Raw genomic sequence first — 22417 nt, 5'->3', positions numbered from 1 at the left:
GAGCCCCGGCTGTCAGAGATACGTCGTTCTGACGATCCCGATCTGGACGGCGGCTGGCACCGTTCCTCACCGGGGCAAGTAGGTGATCTGGGGGGTTGAGTCATGACCGCAATCGCTATGGCGGAGCAGGAGCGGCGTCAGACCGTCACGGTTTTGTTCATCGACATCGTGGGCTACACCTCGCTCACGGATGATCTTGACTGTGCGGTGGTCTGCGCGTTGCAACGCGACTACTTCTCGACCGTGTGCGAGGTGGTCCGCGCCGAGGGGGGCGTGGTCGAGAAGTACGTCGGCGACGCGGTCATGGCGGTGTTCGGCACCGGGCCCGGCGGGTTCGGTCCGGAGGCGGCCGCTGCGGCGGTCCGGGCGGGCCTGTCGGTCCAGGAGGCGTTGAGGGGGCAGCTCCTGGCCGGCAGGTTCGTCGTCCGCACCCGGGTGGGGCTCGCGACCGGCGACGTGATCGTCGACGTCGCGGCCGCGCGCGAGTTCGGGCACGGCATGATCAGTGGCAGCGTGGTCTCGACCGCGGCGCGGCTGCAGGCGTACGCCCCGCACGACACGGTGGTGGTGTGCGCGGCGACCCAGGCGGTCACCGGCGAACTGATCGCCTACCAGGAGCTGCCGCCGGTGCGGGTGGCCGGCAAGCCGTACCCGCTCGACCTGTGGCGGGCACTGCAGCCCCAGCGGGTGCTCTGCGCCGTGTCATAGCTCACCGCCTGGGGTATTAGCGGCTATTATCCGCCGATCTTCCGACCGGCCTTCGGCTCGGCTCCGAAGAACTGTCGGGGGGTCCCGGTAGGCTCGCGCCGTCTCGATTACCTAGGGCCGATGGGAAGTGCCACCTCGTGACCGCGGAAATTCTGTACGGGGCTGACGACCTCACGCACCTCGAGGGGCTGGACGCCGTCCGGAAACGCCCGGGCATGTACATCGGCTCCACCGACAGCCGTGGCGTCAACCACCTGGCCAACGAGATCATCGACAACGCCACCGACGAGGGCGTCGCCGGCCACGCCACCAAGGTGTCGGTGATCCTGCACGCCGACGGCTCGGTCCAGGTCGACGACGACGGCCGCGGCATCCCGACCGACATCAACGCGAAATCCGGCCTCAACGGCGTCGAGCTGGTGCTGACCCGGCTGCACGCCGGCGGCAAGTTCGGCGGCTCCGGCTACAAGACCTCCGGCGGCCTGCACGGCGTCGGCGCTTCCGCGGTCAACGCGCTGGCGGTGCGCTTCGACGTCACGGTCAAGCGCGACGGCAAGGTCCACGAGCTCTCCTTCCACCGCGGCGCACCCGGCGTCTTCGACGGCCCCGGCCCGGGCGCCCGCTTCCACCCCGAGTCCGGCCTGCGGGTGGTCCGGAAGATGAAGCGCGGCGAGCCCGGCGGCACGTCCATCCGGTACTGGTACGACGCCCGCTACTTCGAGACCGGCGCCCGGCTGGACGCCGACGCGGTCCGGGCCAAGCTGCGTAACACGGCGTTCCTCGTCCCCGGCGTGATGTATTCGCTGCGCGACGAGACCGCGGAGGAGCCGGCCACCGAGACGTTCCACTTCCCGCGCGGCCTCACCGACATGGTCGAGTTCCTCACCCACGCGGGTGACAAGCCGGTCTCCGGCATCCTCCTGGTCACCGGCGAGGGTACGTACAAGGAGAACGCCGCCGACGCGAACGGCGTGATGCAGTCCAACGTCGAGCGCAAGGCCGAGGTCGAGGTCGCGTTCCGCTGGGGCACCGGCTACGACCGCACGATCGAGTGCTTCACCAACACGATCCGCAACATGCACGGCGGCACCCACCGCAAGGGCTTCGAGCGGGCCCTGGTGCGGGCGCTGACCGAGGCGATCCGCAACACCCGCGGCCTGCTGCGCCCGAAGGAAGACCCGCCGGTCCTCGACGACCTGCTCGAGGGCATGACCGCGGTGCTGCACGTCCGCGTGCCCGAGCCGCAGTTCACCTCGCAGACCAAGGACGAGCTGTCCACCGCCGGCCTCACCCGGGTGGTGCAGGCGCTGGTCGAGGCGCACATCAAGGAGTGGATCGACGGGCGGCGCACCAAGACCGAGGCCCGCCTGGTGCTGCAGAAGGTGGTGGATGCGGCCCGGGTACGCCTCACCCAGAAACAGCAGAAGGACGCGGCCCGCCGCAAGACCGCGCTCGAGGGCGCCTCGATGCCGCCCAAGCTGGTCGACTGCCGCGCCACCGGCATCGCCCGCTCCGAGCTCTACATCGTCGAGGGCGACAGCGCCCTCGGTACGGCCCGCATGGCGCGCAGCTCGGAATACCAGGCGCTGCTCCCGATCCGGGGCAAGATCCTCAACGTGCAGAAGGCGTCCCTGCAGCAGGTGCTGGACAACGCCGAGTGCTCGGCGATCGTGCAGGTGCTGGGGGCCGGCTCCGGGCGTACGTTCGAGCTCGCCTCGCTCCGCTACGGCCGCGTCATGATCATGGCGGACGCCGACGTGGACGGCTCGCACATCCGCACCCTGCTGATCACGCTGTTCGCGAAGTACATGCGGCCGGTGATCGAGGAGGGCCGGCTGTTCGCCGCCATGCCGCCGCTGCACAAGGTGGTCACCAAGGGGCGCAACTCGGAGACCGTCTTCACGTATACACAGCAGGAGATGGAATCGACCGTGGCCCGCTTCGAGCGGAGCGGCAAGACGGTGCAGAAACCCGTGCCGCGGTTCAAGGGCCTCGGCGAGATGGACGCCGACGAGTTGTGGGAGACCACGATGAACCCGGCCACCCGTACGGTCCGGCGGATCACCCTGGACGACGCCGAGCGCGCCGAGGCCACCCTCGAGCTGCTGATGGGCGAGCGGGTCGAGCCCCGTAAGAACTGGCTGATCGAGGCGGCGGGCCGCATCGACGAAGAGACGATCGACGCCTGAGAGGTCGCTGTTTCCCATGGCACGCCGCAAGAACGAGAACAATCGCGTCGATCCGTCCGCGTTCGACCAGGCCGGCGCGCGGGTCATCGACAACCCGCTGACCAACGAGGTCGAGGATTCGTACCTGGAGTACGCGTACTCGGTCATCCACTCGCGCGCGCTGCCGGACGCGCGCGACGGCCTCAAGCCGGTCCACCGGCGCATCCTCTGGTCGATGTCCGAGCAGGGCCACCGGCCGGATCGGGCGTACGTGAAGTCCGCGCGAGTGGTCGGCGACGTGATGGGTAAGTACCACCCGCACGGTGATGTCGCCATTTACGACGCTTTGGTCCGTCTGGCGCAGGATTTTTCGCTGAATGCACCTTTGATCGACGGGCACGGCAACTTTGGAAGCCCGGACGATGGACCGGCGGCGGCGAGATACACCGAAGCGCGGATGTCGCGCGAGGCGATGCTGCTGGTCGGCGAGTTGGGCGAGGGCACGGTCGATTTCAAGCCGACGTACGACGGCGACGACGTCGAGCCCAAGGTGCTGCCCGCCGCCTTCCCCAACCTGCTGGTCAACGGCACGTCCGGGATCGCGGTCGGGATGGCGACCAACATGATTCCGCACAACCTGGGCGAGGTCGTGGCCGCCGCCCAGCATCTGATCACGCACCCCGACGCCGATCTCGACACGCTGATGCGGTTCGTGCCCGGGCCCGACCTGCCGACCGGCGGGCAGCTGCTCGGGCTCGACGAGGTGCGCCGGGCCTACGAGACCGGCCGCGGCGTGGTGCGGATGCGGGCGCGGGCGCAGACCGGGCCGCTCGAGGGCGGGCGCGGGCGGCAGGCGATCACCGTGACCGAGCTGCCGTACGGGATCGGCACCGAGAAGATCATCGAGGCGATCACCGACGAGGTGAAGGGCAAGCTGATCGTCTCCGGGCCGAAGCGGGGGCAGCGGCAGGCCGCCCGGCTGCAAGGCATCGCCGACGTCAAGGACCTCACCGACCGGGAGCACGGCACCCGGCTGGTGATCGAGTGCAAGGTCGGCGTCAACCCGACGGCTCTGCTGGCCGACCTCTACCGGCTGAGTCCGCTGGAGACGTCGTTCGGCATCAACAACCTGGTGCTGGTCGACGGGCAGCCGCAGACGCTGGGCCTCAAGGCGTTGCTCGAGGTGTTCGTCGAGCACCGGTACGACGTGGTCACCCGGCGTACGGAATATCGGCGGACCAAGCGCGCGGATCGCCTGCACCTGGTCGACGGCCTGCTCATCGCCCTGATCGACATCGACCGGGTGGTCGCGATCATCCGGGGCAGCGACGACGCGGCCGCGGCCAAGGCGGCGTTGATGAGCGAGTTCAGCCTCTCCGACATCCAGGCGACGTACATCCTGGACACGCCGCTGCGGCGGCTCACCCGCTTCGACCGGATCGAGCTGGAGACCGAGCAGGAACGGCTGCGCGCCGAGATCGCCGAGCTGTCCCGCATCCTCGACAACGAGGACGTGCTCAAGCAGGTCGTGTCGGACGAGCTGGCCGAGGTGGCGCGGGACTTCGCCGCGCCCCGGCGCACCACGCTGATCGACGGCGACCTCAAGGAGGTGCTCGCGGCGAGCGCGCCGGCCGGGCCGCTCGAGGTCGCCGACGACCCCTGCCAGGTGATCCTCTCCGCGACCGGGCTGATCGCGCGGACCGCGGCCGAGAGCGAGGAGGCCACCGAGGCCCGCCGCCGCTCCGGCCGGGTCAAGCACGACGCGGTCCGCACGGTGATCCACTCGACCGCCCGCGGCCGGATCCTGCTGGTCACCAGCCGGGGCCGGGCGTTCAAGACGGACGTGCTGACCCTGCCGGTGCTGCCCGAGCAGTCCGGGACGGTGTCGCTGCGCGGCGGGATGTCGGCGTCCGAGCTGGTGCCGCTGGAGCGGGGGGAGCGGGTGGTCGGCATAGCGCCGCTCGCCGACGGCTCGCCCGGCATAGCGCTGGGCACCAAGCACGGCGTGGTGAAGGTGTGCGCGCCGGAGTGGCCGGTCCGCTCCGACGAGTTCGAGGTGATCACGCTCAAGGACGGCGACGAGGTCCTGCAGGCGACCTGGCTCACCGACGGCAACGAGTCGCTGGTGTTCGTGACGTCCGACGCGTCGCTGCTGCGCTTCCCGGCCAAGACGGTGCGCCCGCAGGGCCTCAAGGGCGGCGGCATGGCGGGCGTCAACCTGGCCGCCGACGCCGAGGTCCTGTCCTTCAACGTGGTGGTGACGGCCGACCCCGAGCACGGCGAGCCGATGGTGGTCACGTCGACGGGCACTCAGGTGAAGGTGACGCCGCTCGCGCAATATCCGGCGAAGGGCCGGGCGACCGGCGGCGTGCGCGCGCAGCGCTTCCTCAAGGGCGAGTCCCGCCTGGCGGTGGCGTGGGTCGGTCCCCGTCCGGTCGGCGCGAGCAACACCGGCGACCCGGTCGACCTGCCCGACCCCGACACCCGCCGCGACGGCTCCGGCACCGCGGTGATGATGGGCCCGCAGATCATCGGCCACCTGATCGAACGAGGCTGACCGACCGGCCGGCAAGACCAACTTCAACTTCCTTCGACCGTACGAGGAGGCGACCCCCAACCGCAGCGGCGGCCGAGCCCGCGTTTCCCCGCGACCTGGGTGCAACGAAAGGCTTTGCCGCGGCCGCCGGGCTGACCTGCCCACTCACCCTGCCTTCCAAGATCGGGACCGGAGCCGGCGACGGCGGGTTCGGCGCGGGAGGGGTGATTGTGGACGAAGCCGGTCGTTTAGAGATCGACGGGTCCGGGGTACCCGAGGGGCATCCCCGAGACCGAGGAGTCCCCCGATGCGTACCGGATCCATCGGCGCCGTCATCATCGTCATCTGGCTGCTGCTGGGCGTGGTGGCGGCCGCCGAGCGTGGTTACTTCAAGAACTCCGGGCCGGCCAGTTGCGCGAAGGCCGGCACCGTCGTGGTCACGGTTGTGGCCGGGCCGCTGAACTGGATGGGCGTCAACCCGAAGATCAAGTGCGACGTCCCTCAGCCAAGCAAGTAATCCCCCCGCATGCCGGGCGGCGGCGCTGGACCCCACCACCTCCGCCGCCGCCCCCAACCCGCGACCGAGCCGCCCCCAACCCGTGACCGAGCCGCCCCCAACCCGTGACCGAGCCGCCCCCAACCCGCGACCGACCGGAACGGCGGGACGGCCGGGAGGGTGAGTAGGCAGGTCAGCCCGGCGGTCGCGGCAGAGCCTTGAACGGCACCCAGGTCGCGTGGAAAGGCGGGTTCGGCCGCACCTGCGGTTGTCGGGCCCGTGGCCTCGTACGATATGAGGTTTTTGACGGCCTGCGCCGCCGGACACCAGAGCGGCCATCGGATAGCCGGGCGAGTTTGCGTGGGCGGCGGCGCCCCCGTTCCGATGGGCCAAGTTGATGTCCCGATGGCTGCTCGCGGGGGCACGATAGAGGCCGCGCGGCCGGCGCGCCGTAGAGTTTCGAGGAGGTTGCGGCCGGCAGAGGGGAACACGAGGTTGGAGACCAGGCGTACGACGGTGCGAGACGTGCGCCGGGCCAACCGGTCCAGCCTGCTCACCGACCTGTTCCACGGCGGGCTGCAGAGCCGGCAGCAGCTGGCCGGCACGACCGCGCTCAGCCAGGCCAGTGTCAGCAACCTGATCGGCGAGATGCTCGAGGAGGGCCTGGTCGAGGAGGCCGGCCTGGTCGGCTCGGACGGCGGGCGCCCCCGGGTGCTGCTGCAGGTGCGGCGCGGCTTCCGCTACGTGGTCGGCGCCGACGTGGCCGAGACCCGCGTGCTGATCGAGCTGTACGACCTGTCGATGGCCCGGCTCGCGCAGGCCGAGTTCGAGCACGACGACGACCCGGCGCAGGTCGCCGAGCTGCTGCTGGCCGGCCTGGCCGCGGTGACCGCCGAGGCGGGCGTCGACCCGGGCCGGGTGCTGGGCTACGGGGTGGGCGTGCCCGGCGTGGTCGACCAGGACGGCGTGGTCGACTCGCAGTCGACCGGCTGGGACGCGGTGCCGCTCGGCGCGATGCTGCGGGCCGGCACCGAGGTCCCGATCTTCGTGGAGAACGGCGCGAAGACCTTCGGCCAGGCCGAGATGTGGTTCGGCGCGGGCCGCGGCGCCCGCCACGCGGTCATCATCATGATCGGTACGGGCGTCGGCGCCGCCGTGGTGATGGACGGCCGCGGCTACCGGGGCGCGAACAGCAACGCCGGCGAGTGGGGCCATACGACGCTGATCTACGACGGCGAGCTCTGCCGCTGCGGCGCCCGCGGCTGCCTGGAGGCCTACATCGGGGCCGGCGGCATCGGGCGCCGGCTGGCCGCCGCGACCGGCCGTCCGTACAGTCCGGCGCTGCTCACCGAGATGCTCGCGGCGACGCCCCCGGCGGCTCGGGAGGTCTTCACCGAGACGGCCGGCTACCTGGGCGCGGGCATCGCCGACCTGATCAATCTGTTCAGCCCGGAGCGCATCGTCATCGGCGGCATCGCGGGCTCGGTGCTGGGAGAGCGCTTCCTCCCGGAGATCCGGGCGGCGGCGGCCCGGCACGCCCTGCGCCGCCCCTACTCGCAGACCAGCATCGAGCTGTGCACGCTCGGCGCGGACGCGGTGGCGATGGGCGCGGCGACGCTGCCGATCGCGCAGTTGCTGGCCGACGGTGGCCTGCCGGAGCAGGAGGAGACGATGGTCGCCCTGCCGCCCAGGAATCGCCGCCCGCAGCACTCGAGGCGATAGGGCTCAGCTCCAGCGTGGGGTCTGAAACGTAACTCCGGGGGCCGGTTTCGTCGTGCCGGAGGCGGTGCCGAAGGTCGCGCACACCGGCACGTCGGTCTCGAAGGACCCCACCGCCGGGCTGCCGCGATCGATGGTGCGCTTCTGGAAGACCAGGAGGGTGCCGCCGACGCGTTCGGCCATGTCACCCGGCCGGGACGGCACCGTCTGGCTCCAGGTCAAGCCGCCCCAGTAGAGGGTGGCGTGGACGTTGACGGTCCGCCGCGCGTCGGCGGTGAACTGCACGTAGACGTCGCCGACGAAGTCCCGGGGGAACGAGAAGGGCCATTGGGTATGCGCCGGGCAGGTCAGCGCGGTGCCCCACGTCGTGGCCGTGGGCGCCGGCCGGACCACCAGGCGCACGGGCCCGGGTGCGGTGCGGTCGCGGGGCCATTGCCAGACGATCAATCCGGCGGCCGCCGCGAGAACCAGCACCGCGGCCGCCGCGACCAGCACGAAGATCCGCCGGCGCGGCGGAGGGGGCAGGGCCGGCTCGGGCTCCAGCACGGTAACCAGATCTTGGCGGCCCACCTCGGCCAGCGCCGCGGGAAGCTCGCCGAGCCGCCGGCGGGCCTGCAGGAAGTCCCACAGCTCGCTCGGCTCGTCACCCGGACGCCAGCGGGCCTTGACATGCGGCTCGACCTGGAAGTAGTCGGCGACGTCTTTCCAGCTCGGACCGAGATCCTGCTGGAAGCGGACCCGGGACTTGCCGGAGAAACGAAACTCGGACATCTTCGCCAGCTCTCCCCGTCCGAAGTGGAGAAGGGAGCCCAGGGTAGCCGCTACAGGTAAGGCCGCACGAGGTCCGCGAGGTCGGTGCGTCCGATGCCGTCGAGGGCGGCCGGCAGTTCGCCGAGGCGGCGCCGGATCTCGAGCCATTCCCACAGCTGGCGGGGCTGGTCCCCGGCGCCGAACCGGAAGGTGTCGTGCGGCGGCACGCCCAGGTGGTCGGCCAGATCCCGCCAATCGCCGAGCAGGCCGCGCAGCACGTCCACTTTGATCTTGCCCGGGACGGCCGCCCGGGAGCCCGGGCCGGCGGCCGGGCGGAAGCCGGCGAGCAGGCCGAACATGACCTCGGCGGAGGCGCGGGCGGCGAACTCCTGCACGCCGTCGTTCTTGTCGAGGGCGGCGTGGTCCATCACGCCCTTGACCACCAGCCAGCGCAGGTCGCGCTGGAACGCGGCGGTGGCGATCGTCGCGGCCTCCATCTCGATCGCCAGGATCTTGCGTACGCCATGGTTCTCGATCTCGGTCCAGAGGTCGTCCTGGCGAACCTGGTTGACACTGGCCATCGGCCCGACCCGCACGACGTAGGGCAGTTGCGCCGGTCGCCGGGCACGACGCTCGAGTTCGGCGACGCCGGCCGGGGTCAGCCGGCCGTCCGTGACCAGGCCGGCGGCGATCAGCCGATCCAGCCGCTCCGACGGCGTGTCCGGGAAGCGTTCGTTCGCAGGATGGTCCAGGTAGCCGCGGCCCTGCCGGATCCGGCTCAGCAACCAGGTGTCGCCGTCGTCCGGGGTCGCCGCCCGATGGCTGGGCAGGCCGGCCGGATCGAAGTCTTGAGCGGCCCGCTTCCAGGCGGCGGACAGCAGGTATTGCCGGTGATCGGGCCGGAACGAGGTCGAGGTCTGCTTGCCCTCGTCGTACTGGTAGGCCAGTTCGGCGACGATCACGTCACCCAGCGCCGTCTCGTCCGGGTGGCCCGCGCAGACCCCGCACATCGCCAGCGACCGCGGGCGCACCCGGCCGGCCAGGGTGGCGACGAACTGGCCGCCCTCGCGCGACCCCATGCCGGGCGGCCGGGCGAGCGCGACCGTCAAGTCACCGAACCGGCCGAGCAGGTAGGGCTCCGCGGTCGCGCCGTCCCGCCGCGCCCAGGTCGTGCCGGCCAAGCGTTCGGCCGCCTCCCGCGCCGCGGTGAACTCCTCCGGAACGGCCGCGATGATCAGACTGTCGACGTCGTGCATCTGCCTCCTGCCCGGAACGGTCGCCCACGCCATGGTGGCACCGGTGTTGTGAGGTTCGCGATGAGTGTCGGAAACGGGGCGGTGCGGGGCGCCGCCGGACACTATGCTGCCCAGCGCCAGTTCGGCGAGATTTCGCTGCCCGTAGCGGCCGAGGGAGTACAAGATGTCCGACCCGTATGGATCCCAGCCGCAACAGCCGAATCAGCCCTATTCCGGCCAGCCGTACTACCCGCAACAGCAGCCGCCGCAGTACGGCGGGCAACAGCCCTATGGCGGGCAGCAGCCCTACGGCGGCGAGCAGCCCTACGGCGGGCAGCAGCCCTATGGGGGCGAGCAGCCCTACGGCGGGCAGCAGCCTTACGGCGGCGACCCCTACGCGCAGCCGCAGCAGGCCTACCAGCAGCCCGCGTACGGGCAGCCGGGCCCCGTTGGCTACCCGCCGCCCCAGCCGCCCGTCAAGAAGCGGCGGACCGGGCTGATCATCGGCCTGGTCGTGGGCGTGGTCGCCCTGATCCTCTGCTCCGGGATCGCGGTGCTCGCGGTCAAGTACGGCTCCGACGACAAGACCACCTCGTCGGGCGGCGGCTCGACCAATACGGACAAGCCGTTCAAGCTCACCGCGCCGGCCACGATCGGCGCGCTGAAGAAGTCCTCCGACCAGTCCCAGGCGCAGAAGCTGAACAGCGCGATGAGCAACGCCGGGTTCGACAACCCGTTCGCCGCGGTGTACCAGGACACCAAGACCGAGGGGCGCCGCGTCGTCATCTGGGGCGGCACCGGCTCGATCTTCAACGCCGGTGGCGGGCAGAAGCAGCTCGACGGCTTCTTCAGCAGCGCGGGCAGTCAGCTCGGCGGCGCGAAACCGACCGCGGTCGACGCGGGCCCGATCGGCGGCAAGGCGGAGTGCGCCAAGTCCGGCCTCAGCGGCCTGAAGGTCTCGGTCTGCGCCTGGGTCGGCACCGGCGCCCTGCTGGGCTTCATTTTCACCGGCGTCGAGCCGGACGCGGCGGGCGCGCAGATGCGCAGCATCCTCCCCTCGATCGCGATCAAGGGCTGACCAGGTGAAGTCCGCCGGCGGTCTGGCGAAACCGCCGGCGGACTGATCACGCCTCGCGGGTGCGGGCGATGGTGTCGCGGTACCAGAGGGCGCTCTGCTTGGGGGTGCGAGCCTGGGTCTCGTAGTCGACGTGGACGATGCCGAAGCGCTTGGCGTAGCCCTCGGCCCATTCGAAGTTGTCCAGCAGGGACCAGGCGAAGTAGCCCCGCACGTCCGCCCCCTGCGCGCGGGCGTCGGCCACCGCCGCCAGATGTGACGCCAAATAAGCGGTACGAGCGTCGTCAGCGACAAATCCGGAAATGTCGGGATTGTCGGCGAAGGCCGACCCGTTCTCCGTGATGACCATGGGGAGACCGGGGTAGTCGCGGTGCAACCGTACTAGCAGCCGAGTGAAGCGCGCAGGGGTGATAGGCCAGTTCATCGCCGTGCGCGGGGTATCCGGAAATATCGCCCGAACTATCGGATTTCCGTCCGGGTCGTGCGTGTTCCCCGCCTCGTCCGTACCGGCGAAATCCTGCCCGAAATAGAAGTTCACCCCGAGCACCTCGAACGGCGTCGAGATGATCTCCAAATCACCGTCCCGAACGGGGAACGGCGTCGCCAACTCGGCCACGATGTCCGACGGATACCGGCCGTACCGCAGCGGATCCAGATAGATCCGCGTCCCCATCCCGTCGGCGCGCCGAGCCGCCTCCCGGTCCAGCGCGGAATCCGACGCCGGATCGGCCGTACCCAGGTTCAACGTGATCCCGTACGTGTGCGGCCGCGTCTCCATCCCCCGCATCCGCCGCATCGCCAGCCCGTGCCCCAGCAGCAGGTGGTGCACCGCCGCGATCGCGTCGTCGAAACTCCGTCGCCCCGGCGCATGCACCCCCACCTGATACCCGAGCCAGGCCGAGCACCACGGCTCGTTCAGCGTGGTGAACGTGGCCACCCGGTCCTGCAGCCTCTCGAACACCAGCGCCGCGTAGTCCGCGAACCGGTACGCCGTGTCCCGCACCGGCCAGCCGCCCGCGTCCTCCAACTCCTGCGGCAGGTCCCAGTGGTAGAGCGTCACCCACGGGTCGATCCCCTGCGCCAGCAACTCGTCGACCAGCCGGTCGTAGAACGCGAGCCCCTTCGGATTCGCCGGCCCGCGACCGCCCGGCTGCACCCGCGGCCAGGACACCGAGAACCGGTACGCGTCCACGCCCAGCGATTTGATCAGCGCCACGTCCTGCGGCATCCGGTGGTAGTGGTCGCACGCGACGTCGCCGTGATCGCCGTTGTGCACGGCGCCCGGCTTCCGGCAGAACGTGTCCCAGATGGACGCCGTACGCCCGTCCTCGAAGGCCGCCCCCTCGATCTGATAGGCGGAGGTCGCGACGCCCCACTGGAAGGAGGGCGGCAGCGCGGTCATGGTGGGGTTCATCTCGCTCCAGGGTGGGGATGGGAAAGCCAGCACGCGACGGAACGGCCGGCGCCGTCCGGGGTATCCGGACGGCCGAGCACCGGGATCTCGCCGGCGCACGGCTCGAAGGCCCGGGGGCAACGGGGATGGAAGGAACAGCCCGCGGGCATCCCCGCGAGGTCCGGCGGGGAGCCGGGAATGCCGGCGAGCTCCCGCCGGGCGCCCCGCAAGGCCGGGAAAGAGCTCAACAGACCTTTGCTGTACGGGTGAAGAGCGTCCCGGTAGATCGTGGCCGCCGGCGCCTCCTCGACGATCCGGCCGCCGTACATGATGGCGATCCGGTTGGAGAACTCGACCAGCAACGACAGGTCGTGCGTGATGAAGATGACCGAGAAGCCGAGCCGTTCGCGCAGCTCGATCAGCTGCCCCAGGATCTGCCGCTGCATCACCACGTCGAGCGCGGTGGTCGGCTCGTCCATGATCACCACCCGTGGGCGCAGGATCAGCGCCATCCCGATCATCACGCGCTGCCGCATGCCCCCGGAGAGCTGGTGCGGGTAGGCGTCCATCCGGTCGGGCGAGATGCCGACCAGCTTCAGCATCTCCCGGGCGCGGGCCTTGCGGGCGTGATCGCTCATCCTCGGCTCGTGCGCCTTGAGCACGTCGGTCAGCTGGGTGGAGACCTTGTGCACCGGGTTGAGCGAGTTCATCGCGCCCTGGAACACGATCGCCGTCTCGGCCCAGCGGAACTGCCGTAGCGCGCGGTCGCTGAGCCCGAGCACGTCGTACGGCTCGTCGTCCGGCGGGTGGTAGATCACCTCGCCGCCGGTGATCACGCCGGGCGGCGCGAGCAGCCGGGTCAGCCCGTAGGCCAGGGTCGACTTCCCGGAGCCGCTCTCGCCGGCCAGGCCGAGCACCTCGCCCCTGTGCAGCGTCAGGCTCACGTCCCGTACCGCATGCACTGCTTTGTCACCGAGGCCGTAGTCGACGTTCAGGTTGCGGATGTCGAGGACCGGCTCCATCACTTCGCCTCCCCTGCCAGCGCGGGTTCCTTGGCGGGCGGCGGCGCGCCGCCCAGCACCGGGGTGAAGCCGATCCGCATCCGGACGGTCCGCCCGCGCGCGGTCCGGAGCTTGGTCTTGCCGGCGCTGCGCAGCCGCGGGCTGACGAACTCGTCGATGCCGAAGTTGATCAGCGCGAGCGCCATGCCGAGCACGGCGATGGCCAGGCCGGCCGGCACGAACCACCACCACGCGTCCTGCCCGAGCGCCTGCTGGCCCTGCGCCCAGAACAGGATCGTGCCCCAGTTCCAGCCGTTGTTGACGACGCCGATGAAGGCCAGGGTGATCTCGGAGAGCACCGCGAAGATGACCGTGCCGACGAAGCCGGAGGCGATCACCGCGGTGAGGTTCGGCAGCAGTTCGAAGCCGATGATCCGCCAGGTGCGCTCGCCGGACGCCCGGGCCGCCTCGACGAAGTCGCGCCGGCGCAGCGACAGGGTCTGCGCGCGCAGCACCCGGGCGTTCCACGACCAGCAGGTGAGGCCGATGATCACCGCGATCAGGGTGTCGCTGACGTCGTTCAGCGTCGAGGTGATGATGATCATCAGGGGGACGGCCGGGATGACCAGCACGACGTTGGTGAACACCGACAGCGTGTCGTCGGTCTTGCCGCCGAGGTAGCCGGCCGCGACCCCGACCAGCACGCTCAGCACGGTCGCGATGATCGCGGCCAGGAACCCGACGTAGACGACGCTGCGGGTGCCGACCAGCAACTGGCTCAGCACGTCCTGCCCGAGGTGGGTGGTGCCCAGCCAGTGCGCGGCCGAGGGGCCCTTCACCAGGTCGTTGCCGCGGGCGCTCGGGTCGTACGGCGCGATCCATGGCCCGATGATCGCGAAGAGCAGGTAGACGCCGAGGATGGCCAGGCCGGCGGTGGCCTTGCCGTTGCGCAGGAAGCTCTTCATCGCTCAGCCCTCCTTACGGGTGCGCGGGTCGAGGAGCAGGTACGCGACGTCGGCCAGCAGGTTGGCCACCAGCACGGCGATCGTGATGATCAGGAAGATGCCCTGCATCAGCGGGTAGTCCTTGGCCCCGACCGCCTGCAGCAGCGTGAAGCCGAGCCCCGGGTAGGAGAAGACGATCTCCACCAGCAGGGTGCCGCCGACGATGAAGCCGAGCGCCAGCGCGAAGCCGGAGACGCTGGGCAGCAGCGCGTTGCGGGCCGCGTAGGAGAGCGCCACCCGCCGCTCGGGCAGCCCCTTGGCGTGCGCGACGGTGATGTAGTCCTCGGACGAGACGGTCACCATCATGTTGCGCATGCTCAGGATCCAGCCGCTGACCGAGGAGATCAGGATGGTCAGCGCCGGCAGCAGGCTGTGCTGGATCGCGCTCGGGATGAAGTACTGGTCCCAGGCCGGCACCAGCTCCGAGTCGAAGCCGCCGGAGGACGGAAAGAAGCTGTCCGGCCCGGCCAGCAGGTAGATCGCGAGGATGCCGAGCCAGAAGTACGGCACCGAGGAGAAGAACGTGGTGACCGGCAGCAGGCCGTCCGCCCACGAGCCGCGCCGCCAGCCGGCCAGCACGCCGAGCCCGGTGCCGAGCGTGAAGCTGATGATCGTGGTGATGCCGACCAGCAGCACGGTCCACGGCAGCGCCTGGCCGATCACCTGCGAGACCGGGGCAGGGAAGAAGGTGAACGACAGGCCCAGGTCGCCGTGGAAGATCTGCTTCCAGTAGTCGACGTACTGCGTCCACAGGCTCTGGTGCTTGTCCAGTCCGAAGAGGACGTAGAGCGACGCGATCGACTTGGTGGAGAGCTGGCCCTGGTACTTGGCGATCAGCGACTGGACCGGGTCGCCCGGCACCAGCCGGGGGATGAAGAAGTTCAGGGTGATCGCGGCCCAGGCGGTGAACAGGTAGAACCCCATGCGCTGCAGGAAGTACTTCACCCCGCCGTCCCTTCATAGAGCCAGCATGCGGCCCAGTGGCCCGGCACGTCGCCGATCTCCAGGGGCACGGGCAGGTCGGTCGAGCAGCGCGGCATCGCGGCCGGGCAGCGCGGGTGGAACCGGCAGCCGGACGGTGGGCGGATCAGGCTGGGCGGCTCACCGTTGCCCCGGTCTGCTTGAGCTGACCCGCGGCGGAAAACCCTAGAAGAAACCCCATTGGAGAGCGGGTCCACGTCGCCGGTCAGCCGGTCCGGGTCCGGCGCCGAATCGATCAACAGCCGGGTGTACGGGTGGGCCGGCGTCTGGGTGACCGTCTCGCTGTCGCCGCCCTCGACCATCCGGCCCGCGTACATCACCAGCGTCTCGTCGGCGAAGTAGCGGGCCGACGCGATGTCGTGGGTGATGTAGAGGATCGCCAGGTCGAGCCGCTCCTTGAGGTCGCGCAGCAGGTTCAGCACACCGAGCCGGATGGAAACGTCCAACATGGACACCGGCTCGTCGGCGAGCAGCGCCTCGGGCCGGGCGCCGAGCGCGCGGGCGATCGCCACCCGCTGCCGCTGGCCGCCGGAGAGCTCGTGCGGGAACTTGTCGAGGTAGCGCTCGGGCGGGGTGAGGCTGACCCGGGTGAGCAGCTCGCGCAGGGCCGCCTCGAGGTCGCCGCCGTCGTTGTGGTGGATCCGCAGCGCCCGGGTGAGATGGTAGCGGATCGTGTGCACCGGGTTCAGCGACGCGAACGGGTCCTGGAAGATCATCTGGACCCGGCCGGCGTAGCCGCGGAACTGGCGGCCGCTCCGGACCCGGGTGGACTCGCCGTGCAGCCGGATGTCGCCGCCGGTGCGCGGGTAGAGCTGGGCGAGCAGCCGGGCGACCGTGGACTTGCCGGAGCCCGACTCGCCGACGAGCGCGACGACCCGGCCGCGTTTCAGCGTGAGGTGCACGTCGTCGACGGCGTGCACCGCGTGGTGCGTTCTGCGGACGAGATCGCGCAGCGTCCGGCGGACGGGGAAGTGCTTGGTCAGGCCGACCGCCTCGAGCACGACCGTGGCGTCCTTCGTAGACGTCATCGGGTACTTCCTTTTGCGAGGGTGGTGCCGCTCCCCGGAAACCAGGGGAGCGGCACCACGCGATCAGGAGTTGGCGGGCTTGAGGTGCAGGACGACGTCGAGCGCGTACGGCTGGGTGGGCTGCATGCCCGCGTACGGGTCGGCGTCGCTCGGCCAGCCGATCCAGTTCTTGGTGCTGTAGGCGCCGCCCACGTTGTCCGAGCCGACCGGCAGCATCGGCGCCTGCTCCACGAACACCTTCTGGATCTGGTTCATCGCCGTGGCGCGGGCGGCGTCGCTGGTGGCGTTCGCGTACGCCTTGAGCGCCGCGGTGGCCTCCGGCGACTTGAACCGGCCGAAGTTGCCCTGCTGCGCCGCGGTGCCGATCGGCTTGAGCAGGTCGCCGTCCATGACCGTCTGGTAGATGTCGTACGGCGTGGCGCCGCCGTTGGTCCAGCGCATGGTGGCCCCGAAGTCGCCCTTCTGGACGCTCTGGTCCCACTTGTCCTGGTTGGCCTTGTCGACCGTCGCGTCGATGCCGATCTGCGCGAGGTTGGTCTTGATGATCTCCAGCGTGGTCTGGTAGTCGGACCACGGCGCCGGGTCGGTCAGGGTGATCTTGACGGCTTTCCCGGACGGGTCGGTCAGCGTCGTCCCGTTCAGCCGGTAACCCGCGCTCTGCAGCAACGCCTTGGCGCCCGCCACATCCGGCGACAGCGTCTTGCCCTTGTACTCCGGCGCGATGAACGCGTCCCCGGCGCCCGCCGGCAGCCCGGTCACGCTGTCGATCTCCGGGTGGAAGTAACTGGCCTCGGCCTGGTTGAAGATGTCCGCCCGGTTGATCACCATGTTCATCGCCTGGCGCAGCTTCGGGTCGTCGAACGGCTTCACCGAGGTGTTGATGTAGAGGCCGTGGATGCCGAGCACGCCGGGCGCCCACACCTTGTGGTGCTGCGGGTCCTTCGAGACGAAGGTGGCCTGGTAGTTCGGGATGAAGACGAAGCTCCACTCGGACTCGTCGTTGGCCAGCGCGGTCGCCTGCGCGCTGTTGTCCGCGTAGGAGACGTAGCGCAGCTCCTTGACCTTGGGCAGGTCCTGCCAGTACCCGTCGGTGCGCTCGTCGAGCACGACGCCGGCCTGGGTGAAGGACTTCAGCGTGTACGGGCCGGAGCCGATCGGGTTCTTGTCGACGTCGGTGGCCGGGTCCTTGATCGTCTCCCAGATGTGCTTCGGCACGATCGCGGTCTGCGCCATGATCTTGTTCTGGTTGACGAACTGCGGCTCGCCGAACGTCAGGTGCACGACGTTGCCGTTGACCGTGATCTCGCCGAACGGGATGGCGTTCGCGTTCAGCGCGTCGTTGCTCTTGATCAGGTTGAAGGTGTAGGCGACGTCGTCGGCGGTGACCTTCTGCCCGTCCGACCAGGTCGCGTTGTCGCGGACGGTGACGTCCGCCGACTTGTAGTCCGCCGCCCACTCGACCTTGCTGGCCAGCCACGGCTTGGCGGGCTCGGCCGGCTTGACCGGGTTCCACATGAGCAGCGGCTCGTAGATCATCCACTTGTAGCCGAGCGCGTTGGCCGACGAGGTGCCGGCGAACGGGTTGTGGTTCTCGGTCTGCGTCCCGTTCGGCATGCCGATCTTCAGGTAGTCGACCGACGTCTTGCCGGCGTTCTTGGCGTTGGTGGCGTTGGGCGAGTCGCCGCAGGCGGCCAGACCGCCGGTGGTGAGCGCGGCCGCCACGGCGACCGCGATCAGTTTTCTTCTCTGCATCGCAGATGCTCCTTGCCGGGAATGGGGTGAAGAGGGGGTAATCGAGGGCGTGCGGTATCGCGGTGCCGGCCAGGTGCGGCCGACTCCGTGAAGTCGTCGGGGCGCGACGACGTGGGGCGAAGGCTTACGGGGTGTGGACCGTGGAGCCGCGGATCACGAACGAGGTGGGGATGACGGTCGGTTCGCCGGGCAGGGGTGTGCCCTCGAAGTGGGCGAGCAGCGTACGGGCCGCGGACTCGCCCATCTCGCGCAACGGCTGATGCACCGTGGAGAGCGGCGGCTGGGTGTGCGCCGCGGTCGGGATGTCGTCGAAGCCGACCACCGCCACGTCCTGCGGGGTGCGGCGGCCGCTGTCCAGCAGCGCCTGCATCGCGCCGAGCGCGGAGAGGTCGTTGTGCGCGAAGACCGAGTCGAAGTCGATCCCCGCGGCGAGCGCGGCCTGCACCGCGTCGGCCCCGCGGGCGACGGTGAAGTCGCCGAGCCGGACCCGTTCCGGCGGGATGGCGAGGCCGGCCTCCGCGTACACCGCGGCGAAGCCGGCCGTGCGCTGGACCGTGCAGCCGAAGCGCTCCGGGCCGGTGATCACCAGCGGCGTGCGGCGGCCGATCTCGAGCAGGTGCCGGGCGGCCGCGCCGGCGCCCTCGTGGTTGGTGGTGCCGACGCTGGGGATCTCGCCGGTGCTCTGGTCGCGGTCGTCGATGAGCACCACCGGCAGGCCGCGGCGGTGCAGCGTGGCGATGTAGTCGAGGGTGCCCTCGGGCTCGATGACCAGGAGCCCGTCGAAGGACTTCGCCGAGACCTGGGCGCCGAACTGGCGCATCGACTCCTCGCCCCGGTTGCAGGTGAACAGCAGCAGGCCGTACCGCTCGGTCTCCAGCACGTCGACCGCGCCCTGCAGCACCTCGCCGATCCACGGCCAGGTCAGCGACGGTACGAGCATGGCCACCACGCGGGTACGGCCGCGGGCCAGCCCGACGGCCCGGGAACTGGGCACGTAGCCGAGCTCGTCGATCACCGCCCGGACCCGGGCCGCGGTCGACTCGTCGAGCTCACCCTTGCCGTTGAGCACCCGGGACACGGTCGTCTTGCTGACCTTCGCCCGGGCCGCCACGTCGGCGATGGTGATCGGCACTGGTCCTGGCCCTCCTGTCTGCATGCAGGCATTCTCGCCCACCCGGCCGCCGTTGTTTCGGGAAGACGACGGAACCGGTTTCGGTACCGGTTCCGGCAGTAAACGGCAGTGGCCCGGGTCACGTCAATGCGAAGTCGCGAGATAGGGGAGCACGATGCCCAATGGGGCATCGATGTGGAGGCTTGCGTACGGCTCGCCACGGGTGACCCCGCGATTGACGATGGCCACCCGAATCCCCTGCTTGACCGCTCGCAGCACGAACCGCCGGCCGGACATCACGGTCAGCGACGAGCCGAGAACCAGCAGCGTACGGCAGTTCTCGACGAGCTCGAAGCTGCGCGCGACCCGGCCCGGCGGCACCGTCTCGCCGAAGTAGACGACATCCGGCTTGAGCATTCCCCCGCAGTCCAGGCAATCCACCACGGTAAATCCGTCCAACGACTCGTCGGCCAGTTCGGCGTCGCCGTCGGCGTTGAACGCCAGCGCCACTCCGGCGAAGGCCGGGTTCGCCGCGTCCAGCCGGGCGCCCAGCTCCTCCCGCGGCGTGGACGCGCCGCAGCCCAGGCAGACGATCCGGGCCAGGTTGCCGTGCAACTCGACCACGTCGCGGGCGCCGGCCGCCTGGTGCAGGCCGTCGACGTTCTGCGTGACGATGCCGTCCAGCGCGCCCCGCTGCTGCAGCCGGGCCACGGCGTGGTGACCATCGTTCGGGCGAGCCTGCCCGATCGTGCGCCACCCGAGGTGACTACGCGCCCAGTACCTCCGCCGGGCGATCGGGTCGCGGGTGAAGGTCTGGTACGTCATCGGGGTGCTGCGCCGCGCCGACCCGGACGGCCCGCGATAGTCCGGAATTCCCGAGTCGGTCGAGAGCCCGGCCCCGCTGAGCACCACCACGCCACCCTCGGAGATCCACTCGCCGAGGGTGGCCACCTGCTCCACCACCTGAAGGTCCACGACGCCAATGGTCCCTCTTCGGTGGACCGCATCACACGCCCGTGACTTCGGCGACTCGTGCACGTTGCATCCTGATTCGGTAAGTTGATCCCGTGACAGCTGTGGCGCGTGTGCTCCGCGGTCACTGGTTCTCCAGTGACTGGGCCGCTCGGCGCCTGCTGCGCTTCCTGGCCGGCCTCGCGCTGCTCGCCATGGCGTTCGCCGGGCCCGCCGCGACCGTTCCGCCGCCGGTGGCGCCGTCGCCCGCCGTCACGACGGCGTCGGCCGAGACCTCGGTCACCCTGCGTGAGTCGGTGTCCGCGCCTTCCGCCGTACGCGTGGAAGAAGGCCCGGCGTCCCCCGAGGCGCCCGCGACGATCGTCGTGGCCGCCCTGCTCGTGGTGCTGATCGGTGGCGCGCTCCGGGTTCGCGGGCAACGAGCCCCGCCGGCCGCCTGATTCGCTGCCCGCGCCTCTCCCCGCAAGACCCACCACCCACCGCCGCGTTCGTCAGTGAGGTGTTCCGTGGAAACCTTCCTTGTCTCCGTCCCGCAAGCCGCCGCTCTCTGGGTGCTGATGCTCGTCGGCGCCGTCCTGCTCGCCGGCGTGCTCGCCCGCCGCACCCGCCCGGCCGAGCCGGTGATCACCGAGGCCGATTCCGACGCCCGGCGCTACGCCGGCGAGGTCTCGGTGGCCGCCGGCCGGGCCACCGCCGAGCGCCGCCGCGCCGAGTGGGTCGGCGCCCAGCGGGAGCTCGATACCGCCTGGCTGGCCTTCGACGCGGCCGACCAGGTGGCCCGGCAGGCCGCCAAGGCCCTCGCGTACCCGCTGATGAGCCGGCGCCGCAAGCCGGGGGAGAACGTGGAACGGCAGCGTTATCTCCATCACGCGGCGAGCGCGGCCTGCCGCAACCGGGAGATCTCCATCGCCCAGCTGAACGACGTATACGCGCACCGCGGCTGGAACCCCCGGCTGCACCCGGTGGTGCAGGAGTCCGCGCTCAAGCAGGCGATCCGCGACCACCGCTGGGCCGAGTACCAGGCGGCCCTGGCGAAGGAGCGGAAGGCCTGGCAGGAGGCCGAGTTCGCGGCCGAGGCGCTGCGCAGCCTCCGGCTGGAGGCGTCGGCCGCCGTCACCCGGGCCGGCGCCGGGCAACCGGCCGGCGATGAACAATGGTGGGCCGACGCGTGGACCACGGCCGAGCTTCCGGCGGCGGCCTGAAAGTCCTGAATGGAGGGGCCCCGCATTCCTCCGCGAGGGTCGTACCGGGCGGGTACCGTAACCGCACGTGAAGAGGGTTAGGGGGCGAGCGTGACGGAGATTCCTGCGGGTGCCTCCCCGCCCGCGGTCCGGATGCACCGCGCCGCCGTGGTGGAGGATGCGCTCCACGAGGTCGTCGAGCGCCGGCTGCGCGGCCGCGGCTGGCAGCCGGTGATCACGGCGTATACGGGCTATGGCGCCCCCGGCTGGTGCCGGGTGATGGCCCGGATCGTGCTCACCCGCCAGGCCGGCAAGCGCAAGCAGCGGGAAAAGCTGCGCGGCTGGCGCAGCTTCCTGACCTCCCCGGTCAACAACACCGTGGTGCGCATCCGGGTCGGCGACGACGTCACCGAGACCAGAACCGACCGAAGTGGGTACGTGGACTGCCGGGTCAAGGGCGACCTCGCCCCCGGCTGGGCCAGCGTGCGCCTGTCCACCGACGGCGCGGCCTCGGTCGACGCCCCGATCCGGGTGGTCGACCCGGCCTGCAAGTTCGGCCTGATCTCCGACATCGACGACACGGTGATGGTCACCGCCCTGCCCCGCCCGCTGCTGGCCGCGTGGAACACGTTCGTCCTCGACGAGCACGCCCGGATGGCCGTCCCCGGCATGGCGGTGCTGTATGAACGGCTGGTCAACGCGAATTCCGGCGCCCCGGTGTTCTACCTCTCCACCGGCGCGTGGAACGTCGCGCCCACGCTCACCCGCTTCCTCAGCCGCCACCTGTACCCCGCCGGCCCCCTGCTGCTCACCGACTGGGGCCCCACCCCCGACCGCTGGTTCCGCAGCGGCCAGGAGCACAAGCGGAGCACGCTGAAGCGCCTGGCCACCGAGTTCCCCGACATCAAGTGGCTGCTGATCGGCGACGACGGCCAGCACGACCAGGAGATCTACTCCGAATTCGCGCACGCCCACCCGGAAAACGTGGCCGCGGTGGCGATCCGCCGGCTGTCGCCGACCCAGTCGGTGCTGGCCGGCGCCATCCCGGGCCCGGCCGGCGACCCCGAGGCGGTCGGCTCCGGCGGCAAGACCTGGTTCACGGCGCCCGACGGCGCCGGGCTGTGGACGCTACTCCGCGACACCGATGTCGTCTGAGACCTTGTCCGGCTCGGCCGCCTCGGCGACCCGCTGGTGCAGCCGGTTGCGTACCTCGTCGGGCGAGTACGCCCGGCGCTTGCGCTCCGCCCGGGCGACGACCACCCCGGTGGCCGCGACCCCTGCCAATCCGGCCAAGCCCACTACTTTCC

The 22417-nt window shown here is 70.6% G+C and carries 20 protein-coding genes; 9 read left to right on the top strand and 11 right to left on the bottom strand.

Going from position 1 to position 22417, the window contains the following annotated elements:
- Window positions 1–102: 102 nt before the first annotated feature.
- From IH26_RS0125995 to IH26_RS0125975, 5 genes are all read left to right on the top strand, one after another.
- Window positions 103–708, top strand: a complete 606-nt coding sequence (locus IH26_RS0125995; protein ID WP_030438854.1) for an adenylate/guanylate cyclase domain-containing protein — start codon at window positions 103–105, stop codon at window positions 706–708.
- Window positions 709–845: 137 nt separating this feature from the next.
- Entirely contained in the window at window positions 846–2897 is a 2052-nt protein-coding gene (locus IH26_RS0125990; RefSeq protein WP_030438853.1) for a DNA gyrase/topoisomerase IV subunit B, read from the top strand.
- 16 nt (window positions 2898–2913) lie between these two features.
- Complete coding sequence (locus IH26_RS0125985; RefSeq protein WP_030438852.1) at window positions 2914–5433, top strand: DNA gyrase/topoisomerase IV subunit A; 2520 nt, start codon at window positions 2914–2916, stop codon at window positions 5431–5433.
- Window positions 5434–5719: 286 nt separating this feature from the next.
- Complete coding sequence (locus IH26_RS0125980) at window positions 5720–5929, top strand: hypothetical protein (protein ID WP_030438851.1); 210 nt, start codon at window positions 5720–5722, stop codon at window positions 5927–5929.
- Between the two features lie 504 nt (window positions 5930–6433).
- On the top strand, window positions 6434–7630 hold the full coding sequence (locus IH26_RS0125975) for an ROK family protein (protein ID WP_030438850.1): 1197 nt from the start codon (window positions 6434–6436) through the stop codon (window positions 7628–7630).
- Window positions 7631–7633: 3 nt separating this feature from the next.
- On the opposite strand, the gene IH26_RS0125970 is transcribed toward IH26_RS0125975, so the two are convergent.
- On the bottom strand, window positions 7634–8398 hold the full coding sequence (locus IH26_RS0125970; protein ID WP_030438849.1) for a hypothetical protein: 765 nt from the start codon (window positions 8396–8398) through the stop codon (window positions 7634–7636).
- A 50-nt stretch (window positions 8399–8448) separates the two neighbouring features.
- Entirely contained in the window at window positions 8449–9633 is a 1185-nt protein-coding gene (locus IH26_RS0125965) for a phosphorylase family protein (RefSeq protein WP_051808508.1), read from the bottom strand.
- Window positions 9634–9796: 163 nt separating this feature from the next.
- Between IH26_RS0125965 and IH26_RS62235 the strand changes: the two genes are divergently transcribed.
- On the top strand, window positions 9797–10690 hold the full coding sequence (locus tag IH26_RS62235) for a hypothetical protein (protein WP_051808507.1): 894 nt from the start codon (window positions 9797–9799) through the stop codon (window positions 10688–10690).
- A 46-nt stretch (window positions 10691–10736) separates the two neighbouring features.
- Here IH26_RS62235 and IH26_RS0125955 read toward each other — a convergent pair whose 3' ends face one another.
- The 8 genes from IH26_RS0125955 to IH26_RS0125920 form a co-directional block, all read right to left on the bottom strand.
- On the bottom strand, window positions 10737–12101 hold the full coding sequence (locus IH26_RS0125955; protein ID WP_030438846.1) for a GH1 family beta-glucosidase: 1365 nt from the start codon (window positions 12099–12101) through the stop codon (window positions 10737–10739).
- Complete coding sequence (locus tag IH26_RS0125950; protein WP_030438845.1) at window positions 12098–13102, bottom strand: ABC transporter ATP-binding protein; 1005 nt, start codon at window positions 13100–13102, stop codon at window positions 12098–12100. The genes IH26_RS0125955 and IH26_RS0125950 overlap by 4 nt, the downstream gene beginning before the upstream one ends.
- On the bottom strand, window positions 13102–14046 hold the full coding sequence (locus IH26_RS0125945; RefSeq protein ID WP_051808506.1) for an ABC transporter permease: 945 nt from the start codon (window positions 14044–14046) through the stop codon (window positions 13102–13104). The genes IH26_RS0125950 and IH26_RS0125945 overlap by 1 nt, the downstream gene beginning before the upstream one ends.
- A 3-nt stretch (window positions 14047–14049) precedes the next feature.
- Window positions 14050–15030, bottom strand: coding sequence for an ABC transporter permease (locus tag IH26_RS0125940; RefSeq protein ID WP_030438843.1), 981 nt, complete (start codon window positions 15028–15030; stop codon window positions 14050–14052).
- Window positions 15027–16094, bottom strand: a complete 1068-nt coding sequence (locus IH26_RS0125935) for an ABC transporter ATP-binding protein (protein WP_030438842.1) — start codon at window positions 16092–16094, stop codon at window positions 15027–15029. The genes IH26_RS0125940 and IH26_RS0125935 overlap by 4 nt, the downstream gene beginning before the upstream one ends.
- Before the next feature lie 63 nt (window positions 16095–16157).
- Window positions 16158–17846 carry an ABC transporter substrate-binding protein gene (locus tag IH26_RS0125930; RefSeq protein ID WP_030438841.1) on the bottom strand — a complete coding sequence of 563 codons (1689 nt, stop codon included), beginning with the start codon at window positions 17844–17846 and terminating at the stop codon, window positions 16158–16160.
- A 124-nt stretch (window positions 17847–17970) separates the two neighbouring features.
- Complete coding sequence (locus IH26_RS0125925; protein ID WP_030438840.1) at window positions 17971–18978, bottom strand: LacI family DNA-binding transcriptional regulator; 1008 nt, start codon at window positions 18976–18978, stop codon at window positions 17971–17973.
- Between the two features lie 123 nt (window positions 18979–19101).
- The gene (locus tag IH26_RS0125920; protein WP_051808546.1) at window positions 19102–19941 is read right to left on the bottom strand and encodes an NAD-dependent protein deacetylase; all 840 of its coding nucleotides are present in this window, start codon (window positions 19939–19941) and stop codon (window positions 19102–19104) included.
- An 83-nt stretch (window positions 19942–20024) separates the two neighbouring features.
- On the opposite strand from IH26_RS0125920, the gene IH26_RS0125915 reads away from it, so the two are divergent.
- The 3 genes from IH26_RS0125915 to IH26_RS0125905 all read left to right on the top strand — a co-directional run bounded on the left by IH26_RS0125915 (window position 20025) and on the right by IH26_RS0125905 (window position 22265).
- Complete coding sequence (locus tag IH26_RS0125915; RefSeq protein ID WP_157437392.1) at window positions 20025–20369, top strand: hypothetical protein; 345 nt, start codon at window positions 20025–20027, stop codon at window positions 20367–20369.
- A gap of 66 nt (window positions 20370–20435) precedes the next feature.
- Window positions 20436–21131 (top strand): hypothetical protein, encoded by a 696-nt coding sequence (locus IH26_RS0125910; protein ID WP_245665508.1) that lies wholly within the window; start codon window positions 20436–20438, stop codon window positions 21129–21131.
- Between the two features lie 132 nt (window positions 21132–21263).
- Window positions 21264–22265, top strand: coding sequence for an App1 family protein phosphatidate phosphatase (locus IH26_RS0125905; RefSeq protein WP_051808505.1), 1002 nt, complete (start codon window positions 21264–21266; stop codon window positions 22263–22265).
- On the opposite strand, the gene IH26_RS54010 is transcribed toward IH26_RS0125905, so the two are convergent.
- Window positions 22239–22403: a hypothetical protein gene (locus IH26_RS54010; protein WP_245665542.1), complete on the bottom strand. Its 165-nt coding sequence runs from the start codon at window positions 22401–22403 to the stop codon at window positions 22239–22241. The genes IH26_RS0125905 and IH26_RS54010 overlap by 27 nt on opposite strands.
- Window positions 22404–22417: the final 14 nt, after the last annotated feature.

It is taken from the genome of Actinoplanes subtropicus (assembly GCF_000721705.1).
GTDB classification, from domain to species: Bacteria; Actinomycetota; Actinomycetes; order Mycobacteriales; family Micromonosporaceae; genus Actinoplanes; species Actinoplanes subtropicus.
Note: the sequence above shows the minus strand (reverse complement) of the source record. Positions and strands in the feature narration are given on the sequence as shown.